The sequence below is a fragment of the Lactobacillus helsingborgensis genome (assembly GCF_003173695.1).
Lineage (GTDB): Bacteria > Bacillota > Bacilli > Lactobacillales > Lactobacillaceae > Lactobacillus > Lactobacillus helsingborgensis.
In genome coordinates this window covers 1314860-1328572 of sequence record NZ_CP029544.1, presented here as the reverse complement: position 1 = coordinate 1328572, position 13713 = coordinate 1314860, and the positions used below count along the sequence as shown (strand labels likewise).

18 protein-coding genes, 1 other RNA gene and 1 other annotated feature are annotated in these 13713 nt (G+C 36.7%); all 19 genes read left to right on the top strand.

Features of this window, described 5'->3' with window-relative positions; genetic code table 11:
• On the top strand, positions 1 to 996 hold the full coding sequence (pstC, locus tag DLD54_RS06390; protein ID WP_046327448.1) for a phosphate ABC transporter permease subunit PstC: 996 nt from the start codon (positions 1 to 3) through the stop codon (positions 994 to 996).
• A 4-nt stretch (positions 997 to 1000) separates the two neighbouring features.
• Positions 1001 to 1894, top strand: coding sequence for a phosphate ABC transporter permease PstA (gene pstA, locus DLD54_RS06385; RefSeq protein WP_046327447.1), 894 nt, complete (start codon positions 1001 to 1003; stop codon positions 1892 to 1894).
• A gap of 10 nt (positions 1895 to 1904) precedes the next feature.
• On the top strand, positions 1905 to 2705 hold the full coding sequence (gene pstB / locus DLD54_RS06380; protein WP_046327446.1) for a phosphate ABC transporter ATP-binding protein PstB: 801 nt from the start codon (positions 1905 to 1907) through the stop codon (positions 2703 to 2705).
• 14 nt (positions 2706 to 2719) lie between these two features.
• Positions 2720 to 3475 carry a phosphate ABC transporter ATP-binding protein PstB gene (gene pstB / locus DLD54_RS06375; protein ID WP_109918639.1) on the top strand — a complete coding sequence of 252 codons (756 nt, stop codon included), beginning with the start codon at positions 2720 to 2722 and terminating at the stop codon, positions 3473 to 3475.
• A gap of 15 nt (positions 3476 to 3490) precedes the next feature.
• Positions 3491 to 4159, top strand: a complete 669-nt coding sequence (gene phoU / locus DLD54_RS06370) for a phosphate signaling complex protein PhoU (RefSeq protein ID WP_109918638.1) — start codon at positions 3491 to 3493, stop codon at positions 4157 to 4159.
• 33 nt (positions 4160 to 4192) lie between these two features.
• Positions 4193 to 4316 (top strand) — a sequence feature (ribosomal protein L10 leader region).
• Positions 4317 to 4355: 39 nt separating this feature from the next.
• A complete protein-coding gene (gene rplJ, locus DLD54_RS06365; RefSeq protein ID WP_038523553.1) occupies positions 4356 to 4865 on the top strand; it encodes a 50S ribosomal protein L10 in 510 nt (169 codons plus the stop codon).
• A gap of 51 nt (positions 4866 to 4916) precedes the next feature.
• Positions 4917 to 5282 (top strand): 50S ribosomal protein L7/L12, encoded by a 366-nt coding sequence (gene rplL, locus DLD54_RS06360; protein ID WP_038523551.1) that lies wholly within the window; start codon positions 4917 to 4919, stop codon positions 5280 to 5282.
• Positions 5283 to 5569: 287 nt separating this feature from the next.
• Positions 5570 to 6478: a CAP domain-containing protein gene (locus DLD54_RS06355; protein ID WP_158593326.1), complete on the top strand. Its 909-nt coding sequence runs from the start codon at positions 5570 to 5572 to the stop codon at positions 6476 to 6478.
• A gap of 333 nt (positions 6479 to 6811) precedes the next feature.
• Positions 6812 to 7351: a hypothetical protein gene (locus tag DLD54_RS06345; protein ID WP_109918635.1), complete on the top strand. Its 540-nt coding sequence runs from the start codon at positions 6812 to 6814 to the stop codon at positions 7349 to 7351.
• Between the two features lie 121 nt (positions 7352 to 7472).
• On the top strand, positions 7473 to 8093 hold the full coding sequence (locus DLD54_RS06340) for a class I SAM-dependent methyltransferase (RefSeq protein ID WP_109918634.1): 621 nt from the start codon (positions 7473 to 7475) through the stop codon (positions 8091 to 8093).
• Positions 8093 to 8602 (top strand): tRNA adenosine(34) deaminase TadA, encoded by a 510-nt coding sequence (tadA, locus tag DLD54_RS06335; protein ID WP_223894379.1) that lies wholly within the window; start codon positions 8093 to 8095, stop codon positions 8600 to 8602. The genes DLD54_RS06340 and tadA overlap by 1 nt, the downstream gene beginning before the upstream one ends.
• Positions 8603 to 8630: 28 nt before the next feature.
• Positions 8631 to 8724: signal recognition particle sRNA small type (ffs, locus tag DLD54_RS06330), an RNA gene on the top strand.
• A gap of 57 nt (positions 8725 to 8781) precedes the next feature.
• Positions 8782 to 10587, top strand: coding sequence for a DNA polymerase III subunit gamma/tau (gene dnaX / locus DLD54_RS06325; RefSeq protein ID WP_109918633.1), 1806 nt, complete (start codon positions 8782 to 8784; stop codon positions 10585 to 10587).
• A gap of 20 nt (positions 10588 to 10607) precedes the next feature.
• Positions 10608 to 10937 (top strand): YbaB/EbfC family nucleoid-associated protein, encoded by a 330-nt coding sequence (locus DLD54_RS06320; RefSeq protein ID WP_038523538.1) that lies wholly within the window; start codon positions 10608 to 10610, stop codon positions 10935 to 10937.
• On the top strand, positions 10938 to 11537 hold the full coding sequence (gene recR / locus DLD54_RS06315) for a recombination mediator RecR (RefSeq protein ID WP_109918632.1): 600 nt from the start codon (positions 10938 to 10940) through the stop codon (positions 11535 to 11537). It abuts the gene before it with no gap.
• Entirely contained in the window at positions 11537 to 11767 is a 231-nt protein-coding gene (locus tag DLD54_RS06310; protein ID WP_038523532.1) for a YaaL family protein, read from the top strand. The genes recR and DLD54_RS06310 overlap by 1 nt, the downstream gene beginning before the upstream one ends.
• A 102-nt stretch (positions 11768 to 11869) precedes the next feature.
• Positions 11870 to 12517, top strand: coding sequence for a dTMP kinase (tmk, locus tag DLD54_RS06305; RefSeq protein WP_109918631.1), 648 nt, complete (start codon positions 11870 to 11872; stop codon positions 12515 to 12517).
• Between the two features lie 5 nt (positions 12518 to 12522).
• Complete coding sequence (locus tag DLD54_RS06300; protein ID WP_038523527.1) at positions 12523 to 12846, top strand: cyclic di-AMP receptor DarA; 324 nt, start codon at positions 12523 to 12525, stop codon at positions 12844 to 12846.
• 2 nt (positions 12847 to 12848) lie between these two features.
• Entirely contained in the window at positions 12849 to 13706 is an 858-nt protein-coding gene (locus DLD54_RS06295) for a DNA polymerase III subunit (protein ID WP_109919018.1), read from the top strand.
• Positions 13707 to 13713: the final 7 nt, after the last annotated feature.

The window sequence follows — 13713 nt, the reverse complement described above, 5'->3', positions numbered from 1 at the left end:
ATGGCAGAAAAAGAACAAGACTTACAACAAGTTGTTGAAGATGCGCTTGCCGAACAAAAAGTCCCACACGTTAAATTTAAAGGCATAGATCCTAAAGATATTGATATTGCCCGTTTAACAAAACCTTCTAAAGAAACACGACAAGAATGGTGGGGCAAAGGACTAACATTCTTGGCAATTATTTTAATAGGGATATTAATTGTGGCAATTATCGGCTTTGTCGGGATGCATGGCTTGGCTACTTTTATTGACGATAAAGTTAATATTTTCCATTTCCTTTTTTCAACAGATTGGAATCCCGGGGCCGGCAAAAATCACGTTGGTGCGGCAGCAATGATTGTCACTTCATTTGCCGTAACGCTGCTGGCAGCATTAATTGCAACGCCATTTTCGATTGCCGTGGCACTATTTATGACAGAATATGAATCTGGCAAAAGAGTACAACTATTGCAATCGGTGATGGAACTTTTAGTCGGAATTCCGTCTGTAGTTTACGGCTTTCTCGGCTTAATGGTTGTAGTCCCCGCTGTTAGAACTATTTTTGGTGGCACTGGTTTTGGAATTTTAACTGCAACCTTAATCCTATTTGTAATGGTTTTGCCGACAATCACCTCTTTAACTGCTGATGCCTTTAAAGCTATTCCCAAAGAATTACGCAAATCATCAGCGGCTTTGGGTGCGACAAAGTGGCAAACTATTTATCACGTTGTTTTAAGAGCGGCTCGATCACGGATTATGACCGCCATAATATTTGGCATGGCTCGTGCGTTTGGTGAAGCTTTAGCTGTCCAAATGGCAATCGGTAACGCTGTATTGATGCCATACAATTTGGTAAGTCCAGCAGCAACTTTGACTAGTCAGTTAACTAGTCAAATGGGTAACACTGTCATGGGAACTTTGCCTAATAATGCATTATGGTCCTTGGCACTTTTGCTTTTAATAATGTCGTTAGTGTTCAATTTCCTAGTACATTTAATTGGAAAGAAGAGTAAGTAATAAGATGAACGCAAAAAGAATTAATCGCATTGCTACTGGCGTAATTTATTTTTTAGTGGGAATAGTAGTCTTGTTACTGGTTGGAATTATTGGTAACATTTTAGTCTCAGGAGTACCGCACTTATCTTGGCATTTTCTAAGTTCGGCTTCATCTTCGTTTGAAGCTGGCGGTGGAATCAGAGATCAATTGTTCAACTCACTATATCTATTGCTGCTTACCCTAATCATTTCTCTGCCAATTGCACTGGGTGCCGCTATTTACTTAGCTGAATATGCGCCAGATAACTGGTTTACACAGTTAATTAGAACTACTATTGAAATCTTAAGTTCTTTACCATCTATAGTTGTGGGTTTATTTGGTTATCTTTTATTTGTGGTTCAATTTGGTTTAGGCTTTTCTATTCTTGCCGGAGCTTTGGCTTTAACTTTTTTTAATTTGCCGACTCTAACTAGCAATATCGAAGAAGCTATTAAGGGAGTGCCACAAACTCAGCGCGAAGCTGGTTGGGCTTTGGGATTGTCAAATTGGAAAACAATTCATGGTATCGTTTTGCCAGCTGCGCTCCCCGGAATCATTACCGGTGTGATTTTAAGTGCCGGGCGTGTTTTCGGTGAAGCTGCTGCCTTGATTTATACAGCGGGACAAAGTGGTTCTACGGTTGATTATTCTAACTGGAATATGTTCAGCCCTACTAGTTTTTTAAATATTATGCGACCAGCTGAAACTTTGGCAGTACATATTTGGAAAGTAAATACTGAAGGGATTATCCCAGATGTTAACGTAGTTTCGGCTGCTACATCAGCTTTGTTAATCATTGTTGTCATAATTTTCAATTTTGGTGCGCGTGCACTTGGCAACTGGATTTATAAACGGCTTACGGCCGCAAAAATTAAGTAAGGAAAGTTTTATGGAAAATTGGCAAAATCAAAAAAGGTATATTAAGACCTTTGCTGACGAAGACTGTGCGATTTCTACGAATGATCTAAGCGTTTTTTATGGTGGTACTGTGCAAAAGCTGTTTGACGTTAGTTTAGGCTTTAAGAAAAACACCATCACTGCTTTGATCGGTGCCTCTGGTTCGGGAAAATCAACTTTTTTACGGTCACTCAATCGCATGAACGACCGGGTAGCAAAAGTTGATGGTAAAATCATGTTTCATGACCTTGATATTAATCAAAGCAAAATTAATGTTTACGAATTACGAAAAGCTATCGGGATGGTTTTCCAAAAACCGAACCCTTTTCCTAAATCAATCAAGGAAAATATCACTTATGCGTTAAAAGCAAATGGGCAGCAAAATAAGAAAAAGTTAGACCAGATAGTAGAAGAAAGCTTGAAAGCAGCTGCATTATGGGATGAAGTCAAAGATAAACTTGATCAGAGTGCTTTGGCACTTTCTGGTGGTCAGCAACAAAGACTTTGTATAGCGCGGGCAATTGCTTTAAAGCCGGAAATTTTACTCCTTGATGAGCCTGCTAGCGCATTAGACCCTGTGTCTACTGCCAAACTTGAAGATACGCTCAAGCAATTGCGTAAGAAGTACACTATGATTATGGTAACGCACAATATGCAGCAAGCCTCAAGAATTAGTGAATATACCGCGTTCTTTCACTTGGGACATGCGTTAGAATATGATACTACTACTAATATTTTTACTAATCCTCAAGGTGAAATTACTGAAAAATACATTCAGGGTAGTTTTGGATAAAGGTGGCGTTATTAATGACAAATGTAATGGAGGCAAAAAATGTCAAACTTAAGTATGGCAACTTTGAAGCTTTACACGGAATTAGTTTGGTATTTCCTGCTCAAAAATTGACTGCCTTAATTGGACCTTCTGGTTGTGGCAAATCAACGTTCTTACGCTGTTTAAATCGCATGAATGATGATATTGATGATATTAATATTACTGGCGAAATTCTTCTGGAAGGTAAAGATATCTATCATTCTCATATTGACTTAGTTGCTTTGCGTAAGAAAGTAGGAATGGTGTTTCAACAACCTACGCCATTTCCCTTTTCTGTTTTTGATAATGTCGCTTATGGCTTGCGCATAGCTGGTGTTAAAGATAAGGAGCTGATTAAGCAGAGAGTTGAAGAAAGTTTAAAACAAGCCGCTATTTGGAATGAAACTAAAGACAGTTTAGAGCGAAACGCACTGGCTTTTTCTGGTGGTCAACAGCAACGTATTTGTATAGCGCGGGCGTTGGCGATCAGACCAGAAGTTGTTTTGCTTGATGAGCCAACTTCGGCTTTGGACCCAATATCAAGTGCCGAAATTGAAGAAACACTGATGGCATTAAAGCAAAAGTATACTTTTATTATGGTGACACATAACCTGCAACAAGCAAGTCGGATTTCTGATCAAGTTGCCTTTTTAATGAATGGCGAACTAATTGAATCAGGCTCAACACAAGAGATGTTTTTATCACCTAAAAAGGAAATGACTAACAATTATCTTAATGGCCGTTTTGGCTAAATTTGGAGGTGGATTATGCACGAAATATTTTTAGACGAATTGAAAAAGTTGAATGCCCAGTTTATGGAAATGGGAGTTCTGGTCAATGATTTGATTGATAAAGGGACACGCTCGTTCGTCGAACATGATAAAAAAACAGCACAGGAAATGATTGCGGAAGATAAGGAAGTAGCAAAAGAAGCTGTTAGAATTGAGAAGAAGGCTTTGGAATTAATGGCACTTCAGCAACCGGTGGCAACTGATTTCCGCGTAGTTATTAGTATCTTAAAAGCTACAACTGATTTAGAAAGAATTGGCGAAAACGCGAATAGTATTGCCGTTGAAACTGTTAGAGTTAAGGGCAATCCACGTCTGCCAGAAGTTGAAAAGGTTATTTCTAACATGACGCATCAAGTCCGTGAGATGCTGGTACAAGTTCTGACTGCCTATGTGCAAGAGGATGAAAAAAATGCCAGATTGACGGTACTTGGGCACGCCAAAGTCTTTAAGGATTATAAGAATGCCAGACAAATGATCATAGATGGGGTTGAACAAGAGCCAGATGCTGCTGTAGCCTCTGCTAGTTATTTTGTCATTATCAGACTTCTTGAAAGAATCAGCGATCATATTGTTAACATAGCAAGTTGGGTTATCTATAAGAGTTCGGGTGAATTATTCGAATTAATTAAACCCAAAAAGAAATAATTAACTTGCATTTAGGATATAATACTAATATAATTATTAAAGTAAATTCTACCTAAGACTCGGGTGGCATGACGCCTTAATTTCCCGCCGAGGCCAGAAGATAATGAAGAAATTTATGCTCCATGTCTTTCTTGGCATGGAGTTTTTATTTAGGCCTTATGGAATTTATTAATAAATTTGATGGAGGTGAATTCGTGTGAGTAAAGCTGCTATTGCTGAAAAGGAAAAGTTCGTTGACGCTTTTGCTGATGAACTTAAGGCTGCTAAAGCAATTTTAGTAATTAATTACCTTGGTTTAACTGTTGAAGAAGTTACTAACATGCGTAAGGAACTTCGTGAAAACGATGTTAAGATGAAGGTTGTTAAGAACACTTACTTAAGACGTGCTGCTGCTAAGGCTGGTATTGAAGGTCTTAGTGAGACTTTTGTTGGTCCTACAGCTGTAATTTATACTGATAATGCTGATGACATTACAGAACCAGCTCGTATTGTTTCAAAATACGAAGATGATTATGACGTTATCGACATTAAGGGTGGTGTGCTGGAAGGTAAATTGACTTCTAAAGAAGAAATCAAGGAACTTGCTGCCATTCCTGGTCGCGAAGGCTTATTGTCAATGCTTGTTTCTGTTTTACAAGCTCCAGTACGCAATTTCGCATATGCTGTTAAAGCTGTTGCTGATTCAAAAGATGAATCTGCTGAATAAAGCTGAATATTAATATAATTTATATCTAAAATTTTCGGAGGATACATAAGTATGGCTTTAGATACTGAAAAGATTATTGAAGACTTAAAAGGTGCTTCAATTCTTGAATTAAATGACCTGGTAAAGGCTATTGAAGATGAATTTGGCGTTTCTGCTGCTGCTCCAGTTGCTGCTGCAGGTGCTGCTGGCGGCGAAGCTGCTGCTAAATCAACATATGATGTTGAATTGACAGAAGCTGGCCAAGAAAAGGTTAAGGTTATTAAGGCTGTTCGTGACATTACTGGTCTTGGCCTTAAGGACTCAAAAGATCTTGTTGATGGCGCTCCTAAGAACGTTAAGGAAGGCGTTTCTGAAGACGAAGCTAATGACATTAAATCTAAACTTGAAGAAGTTGGCGCTACAATTACATTGAAATAATTGTAGTCCCAGTGGACAAGTTAATAAATAGAGAACGTATTTGCAAGTTGCAAATACGTTCTTTTTTTGTTTTAGAAAGTAAAAGCAGCAGAAAGGACAATTAATAAAGACATTAACCTATTTATAAAAAATTTTAACCCAGACTATTATTTTATAATATAATTAAACTTGTATTGCATTAAATTTAATGAGTTTTTACCATGATAACTGTGAGTAAAATATTTCTTACTGCAATAGTTTTAAATACTTCGGATTTCTGTCTAATAAAAAGTAAAAGGAGAATTACGATGAAAAAAGTTAATATACGCAAAATTATTACCATTTTTTCGGCTGTATCATGCTTAACAATAGGTTTATCTACATTAGCAACACCAATAAATGCCCAAAATACTTCTGGTACCGCTGCTTTAAATTCTCCTACTAAAAAAACAGTTACGGTTAAAAAGAAAACATCTTTATACGATAAAAAGGGACGCAAACTAAAAAAGAAAGTGTTAAAAAAGGGGCAAAGAATAGCAGTATCCTTTAAAACTAAAAAGATTAAAGGTAAAAAATATTATCTTGTGACTAAAGATAAGTTTGTCTTGGCAAAATTGGTTACTAAAACAAAAGTAAAATCTAAAGCTAAAAAGCTCAAGAAACAGACAAAACTGCCAAATTCAAATAAACTGACTAATTCTGACAACCAAGCACAAAGTGAACATGAATTTCCTACAATTGCTAATTTTTTAATCACTGAATTTAGACAAGAGTTTCTGAAAGAATTAAATAAGGAAAGAGCCCAGCGGGGGCTAAGTGCAGTTATGGAAGATCCTCGGCTTGATGAGATTGTTCAAGAAAGAACCAAATTATTACCTGCCAATTTTTCGCATAATGATTCTGCCGGTAATTTCATTTTGAATGATTTTTTCAATAAAGCAGGTGTCGTGCGTAAAACTACTGCTGAATGTATAGCCGCTTTTCCTTGGGGTGCAACCGTAGATCATTCAAATAACGAACTGATTAATGCTGAAAATAATGCCAGCAGCGCATTAGTTGCTGATAACATGCTTTATGAATATATTTATAATGATGCGCAATCTAATTGGGGACACCGGGATATTTTACTTGATCCTAACGATAAAACAATTGGTCTTGGTGCAGTAGTAGATAACAACAGCAATCAAATTTATTCATCGGTTGGAGTTACATATTAAGTAAAAAAATGTAGACTCGTCAAAGGTTGCCTGATAACAATGAAATACGACTGATTTAATAAGCGATTTGATTAAATAATATTAAACGTCCTTTGAGGTAAAAATGAAGCATCTTAAAACTGCCAAAATTTTGGCTTACATAACTATAGGGTTAGTCAGTCTAGACTTGCCGTTTATTGCAAAAAGTTCTGAAATAAAGGCATCCTATAATGAATACAATTATTATAGCCTCAAGCATCTAATTCCAAAAAAACATCCTAAAAGTATGATTACTGCTATAAACTGCAAAAAAAGGCCTCTAAAAAAGCCTATGCTAAGAATCCCTGGGTTCATATGAATGGTTATGTTGTCACCGATCATAGTGGATACACAAAATACACTAAAAATATGAAACCAGTTAAATCTTCATATTATCCGAGATTTAAACAATTAAAGGCTCACTCGGTTAGTGCCGACTTTTCAAAAGGTAACTTCATTATGCACTATAAAACTAGGGATAATGCAATAATTCATGGCATAGCTTTTAAGAAAAAGCAGAATATCAAGGTCAAAAGAATTAAATTAACTCCTAATATTTTACTTAAAGCTTTTTATAAAGACTTTATTGACCCAAAAGGGGGTTTTAAATTAAAAAAGGGTAACGAAACAGATTTTCTTGCATCTAAAAAGCAAAAACACTTTTATCGGAATTGGAAGATTGATACCTCTGATACTATGAAAGATACCGTAGCTGATTTTATGGATACAGTTCGTTTTGGTGATGTTGAGATAAATGATCCCAGTTACGGCTATCATTATATATTCTTTAAAATAGATAAATTTAAAATATATAAAAACTATGTGAAGTTTCGCATGCTTTACGGTATTTACTAAAATCCAAGAAACTAATTATGCTGGAAAATATCTTTTAAACATAATTAGTTTTTTTATATTTGCAAAAATTGACATGTTCGCTAGAATTATCTAAATAAAGTACTAAGGAATGAAGCAAACGATGACTGAACAAAATAACCAAATGTACTATGCGGAAAACCCGACTTCACAGCATGATGAACATGTTGTTGATTACCGGGTTAATGATATAGATCTAAAATTTACTACTGATGCCGGAGTTTTTTCAAAAATGCGGGTGGACTATGGCTCTGGCGTTTTAATCAAAAAAATGGCTGATGTCAATTTTCCCTCAAATAATATTCTGGATGTAGGAACTGGGTACGGTCCTCTGGGTCTTTTTGCAGCCAAATTTTGGCCAACGCAAACTGTCGAGATGGTAGACGTTAACCAGCGTGGATTAGATCTAGCCAAAAAGAATGCTGAGCTTAACCATATAGATAATGTGACAATTTTTGTTTCTGACGTGTACAGCAACATTGCTCCAGAGAAAAAATACGGCTTAATTGTGACTAATCCACCAATTCGAGCTGGTAAAACAGTCGTTTCTAATATTTTATCTGGTGCAAAAAGTCATTTAGTCAGTGATGGAGTTTTATTATTAGTAATTCAGAAAAAACAGGGTGAACCCAGCGCTCGCAAATTGCTAACTAAAACTTTTGGGAACTGTACAATTTTAAAAAGGGATAAAGGCTATTACGTATTGCAGGCGGTGAATAATTAATGTCATTTTCAAGCGCAGAGAAAAAGAATTTGATGCAGCTGGCTTTTGAACAGGCCCAAAAAGCACAAACTTTAGGTGAAGTTCCTATTGGTGCGATTGTGGTGGCTCCCGATGGGCAAGTTATCGGGGAAGGCTTTAATCGGCGCGAATTAGACCAAGACGCGACTCAACATGCTGAGATGATAGCAATTAGGCAAGCGTGCTTAAAGCTTGGCACTTGGCGTTTAATTGACTGTAGTTTATTCGTTACATTGGAACCTTGTCCTATGTGTGCTGGTGCGATCATTAACTCTCGTATTAAAAATGTTTACTTTGGAGCACTTGATCCTAAAGCTGGTGCAGCTGGCAGCGTGGTTAACCTTTTTGAAGTAGCAAAATTTAATCATCATCCAAATGTTGTTCGGGGACTGTACCGAGAAGAAGCCAGTCAAATGCTGAAAAGCTTTTTCAAAGAGATCAGACAAAAGCAGAAAGCAGCAAAAGACACCAGTAAAAATTTCGCAAATTAGTGGAAATATATCTTAAAATACGTTAATATATCTTATGGGCAATGTTTGACCTCCAAAGCGTGTCAGGACCGGAAGGTAGCAGCACTAAGGTTGCTCGGGCATGTGCCTTTTATTAGACAATTACAAACTCTTAACTCTTTCGCAAGAGTTAAGAGTTTTTTACTAGGGAAGACTGATCTATGGCTTATCAAGCGTTATACCGCAAATGGAGACCGCGCACTTTTGACAGTGTAATTGGTCAAGATGATATTACGGAAACTTTGAAAAATGCAATTAAGCGTGGGACAATCTCACATGCCTTTTTATTTGCTGGGCCTCGTGGAACTGGTAAAACGTCCTGTGCTAAAATTTTGGCCAAGGCGTTAAATTGTACAAATCTTAAAGATGGCGAGCCTTGTAACGAATGCGCGAATTGCAAAGCAGCAGATAAAGGCGCTATGGCGGATATCATAGAAATTGATGCGGCTTCCAATAATGGTGTTGACGAAATACGTGATATTCGGGATAAGGTGAAGTATGCGCCTACTCAGGGTAGATATAAAGTTTATATCATAGATGAGGTCCACATGTTGTCTATGGGTGCATTTAATGCTTTGCTTAAAACTTTAGAAGAACCGCCAGAGCATGTCGTCTTTATCCTGGCCACTACTGAACTGCAAAAAGTACCGGCAACCATTATTTCACGGACACAGCGCTACAATTTCAAACGTATTTCTAAAGCCGACATGGAAAAACGTATGAAATATATTTTAGATCAAGAAAAAATTGGCTATGACGATAAAGCTCTGGGAGTAATCGCACAAGTAGCCGATGGTGGTATGAGGGATGCTCTGAGCATTTTAGATCAGCTTTTAAGTTTCGATAAAAACAAAGTTGAATATGACGCAGCTTTGGAAATTACCGGTTTTGCTGATCAAGAAAAAATTGAGCAGATTTTGCTGGCGATTTTAAACAGGGATGCAGCTCAGGCAATATCACTGGCGCAAGCAGAATTCAAAAATGGTGCCAGTTCCAAAAACATTTTAGATGAACTGATAGCAATGGCTACCAGTGCCTTGATGATTGTTAAAACAAAAGATAGCACTCAAAACAATTTTTTGAATAAAGACTTTGTTCAAAAAATTAAGGATATTCCTGCTGAACGTTATTTTCAGTTAATAGCTGCTGCTAATACCGCTCTGAACGATCTGCGCTATACTAATCAACAACAAATTCCTTTAGAAGTATTTTTAGTTGAAAGTACTAGTGCAAAAGAGCAAGAATCTGCCTCTGCCATTATTACGGCTGAACAAGAAAAAAGCAGTGCTCAAAAACCGGAGCTAAGAGAAGAAATAGCGGCATTAAAGAAACAAGTTGCTAGTTTGGTCAAGAAAGTTAATATTTTAACTAAAAATCAAACTAAGAACAGCGACCAAATTTTTCATTTGGATACCGTTGTTGCCGATCAGTCAAATGCTGACAAAAATAAGAAAACTAATGCCAAGCCGCCGAAAAAGGTGAGAAAAACTGCTAGTAATAAGAAAAGAGCTAACGAACTCAATCGCAAGCAGGTTTATCATGTTCTGGAAAATGCTACGAAGGAAAATCTGCTTGCTATTAGAAATGTTTGGCCTGATTTGCAATCAGTTTTAGGTGTGTCGCAGCGTGCTTTATTAGATGTTCTTAAGCCTGTTGCAGCTAGTTCGGATCAAGTAGTGATGAAATGTAAATATGCTCTTTGGTTTGAAAAGGCAAGTGAAGATGATAATTTAATAGATGTGTTGACAGCTGAAATTGCCAAATTTACTAAGCACAATTATGAGATAGTGTTGGTACCCGATGAAGATTGGTCTACCGTACGTAAGGAATTTTTGCAAAAACATGGTCAAGAGCTTTTAAATAAACAAAAGCATAAGGATGCTGACCAGGAACATAATGAAGCAAATGACGAAGTAGTAAAAAAAGCTAAAGAGTTATTCGGTGACACTGTAAATATTAAAGATTAGAATTAAAAGGGGAAAATAATATGAGTAAAAGACCTAATTTTGGCGCTATGGGTGGCATGAACATGCAACAAATGATGAAACAGGCTAAAAAGTTGCAAGAACAAATGGCTCAAGAACAACAAAATATTACTGCTCAGGAATTTGTGGGCAAGTCTGCTGATGATTTAGTTGTAGCCACTTTTAGCGGAGATCGAAAATTGAAAAATATTGCTATCAATAAAGATGCAATAGACCCAGATGATCCTGACATGTTGCAAGATTTAGTTATTGATGCAGTCAACAAAGGTTTAGAAGAAATCGATCAGGCTACACAAAAAAGTTTAGGCAAATACACGAAGGGTATGATTTAATTGCAATATCCAGCACCAATTGCGCATTTAATTGATTCATATATGAAATTACCTGGTATTGGTGAAAAAACAGCAACTCGGCTTGCATTTTATACTTTAGACATGCCAGATAATGATGTTCAAGATTTTAGTACCGCCTTATCCGAAGTAAAGGAAAAACTCCATCGCTGCTCTATTTGTGGCAATATTACTGAAAAAGATCCTTGCTCCATTTGCAGCAATCCTGCTCGCGACCAATCGACTATTATGGTGGTTGAACAACCTAAGGATGTCATGGCTTTTGAGGATATGGGTGAATATAGCGGCTTGTACCATGTTTTACATGGTGTTTTGTCACCAATGGATGGTATTGGACCAGAAGAAATAAACATTAAGTCATTAATAGTTCGTTTGCAAAAGCATGATGATGTTAAAGAAGTGATTCTAGCCTTAAATTCAACTCCAGAAGGTGAATCAACTGCAATGTATATTAGTAAATTAATTAAACCCGCTGGCATTAAAGTAACTAGGTTGGCTGCTGGTTTAGCTGTTGGCAGCGACATTGAATATGCTAACTCAATTACTTTGAAACGCGCAGTACAGGGGAGAACATCAATCTAATGGCAAAAAATAAAGTTAAAAATATGGGCGATGAGTGGTTAATGACTATCATCGAAAATTTACAAGAACAAATCGCTGTACAAAAAAATCTCGATCCGACAACACTAGATATGTCAGAAGATAATGTAATTTCAGGCAAAATTTTACGTGCAAAATACTCTTTTTTATATGATGAAGCACGTTTGCGGCATACAAGATTTAGTGGTTTCACCAATGCAATTTCTGAATAAAAGTCCTTATCTTGAGGGCTTTTTATTTTACTAAAAAATTAAAAGTACGTTGGGGTGTTCATATAAAAAGAACTCTTGTAAAATAGAGACATGGAGAGATTTATGAAAAGTTATTTTATTAGTTTTGAAGGGCCGGATGGTTCAGGAAAAAGTACAGTTTTAAAGCAAGTGGTAGAGCAAATAAGTCCTAGACTTAAAACACAATATCTAGTGACTCGTGAACCTGGAGGTTCAAAAATTGCCGAAAAAATTCGCCAATTGATTTTAGATCCAGTTAATGAAGAAATGTCTGCCAAAACTGAAGCCTTGTTGTATGCAGCTGCGCGCAGTCAACATATGTTTGAAACAGTAATTCCGGCGCTTAAAGCAGGAAAAGTGGTTTTCTCTGACCGCTTTGTTGACAGCTCTTTAGCTTATCAAGGCGCAGGTAGAAATTTAGGTATTGCAGCTGTCAAACAAATTAACGATTTTGCTACCAGTAAAATCGAACCAGATTTAACTATTTTTTTAGACATTAAGCCTCAAATTGGGCTAGCCAGAATTGCTCAGGAGCGGGCAGGTCAGGAAGATCGGTTAGAGCAAGAACAATTACTCTTTCACCAAAAGGTTTATGAAGGCTATCACGAAGTAAACACTGCTTATCCTGATAGGATCAAAATAGTTGATGCAAATAAAGCCCTAAATTTAGTTGTAGCAGATTGTGTTAAAATTATTGCAAACCATTTACCAGCAGATTTGTTAAAGGACTGATTAAAATGAAGTTAATAGTAGCAATTGTGCAAAAAGAAGACGCTAACAGGTTACAACATACATTTGTTAAAGAAAGCATTCGTGCGACCAAGCTTGCTACAACAGGCGGCTTTCTCAGTGAAGGTAATACCACTTTTCTAATCGGTATAGACGATAAGCATGTTAAGCAGGTTTTGCGCATTATCAAGGAAGAATCTAAGGCCCGTGAAGAATATATGAATCCTAATATGACAATGACGGGTTTTGAAATGAACAGTCAACCAATCAAAATTACTGTTGGCGGAGCCACTTGTTTTGTTTTGCCAGTAGAAGAGTTTAAACAATTCTAATGATTGTTAACATTGCTGAAAAGGGTGCGAAGCAGGCTGAATTTTTGCGTCAAGCGTTTGAACAAAACAAATTGGCGCATAGTTATTTATTTGTTGATGCAAATGAAGTTCAAGCTTTAAACACAGCATACTGGCTGGCTTGCCTTTTTAATTGTACTGGTAAAAATAAACCGGATGGATCATGTCAAAATTGCCGGCAGATTATTTCGGGTAACCATCCTGATGTTTTACTGGTTGAGCCGGAAGGCAAACAAAGCTTGGGGATTGATCAAGTTCGTCTATTAAATGAAGAACTAGCTAAGAGTCCTGTGCAAAGTAGTGTGCGGTTCTTTTTCATAAATGAAACTCAAAAATTAACTTTGTCTGCGGCTAATGCTTTGCTTAATTTATTAGAAGAACCAGTTGCGCCTGTGGTTACAATTTTAATTACAAATAATACTGATCAAATTTTACCCACAATTCGTTCACGTACTCAAATCATAAATTTTACGACTAATGAAGCAATAAATAGTAAAACTGAAGAACTTTTAGCAAATGGTTTTAGTCCCAACGATGTTAATGATTTAGGGGATACTAGCAAGTTAGAGCAGAAAACCAAGTATTTTTATCAGGAAATGCTTGAAAGTAGCTCTTTAGCACTAGTAAGCGCGCATCAATTGGCAGAAATGGCTAAAAGTAAAAATGAACAAAAATATATTTTTTTCTTACTGAAAAAATGGGCGCAAACAGAATTAATGAATGGCAAACAACAAGATGGAGCAAGAATGTTAAGGGATTTACTTGAGCTTGATAAGATGCAATATAGTAATGTTAGCTTGCGCAATTTACTTGATTATCTTGCCTTGCAATGGAAACGGTAGGTGTAAA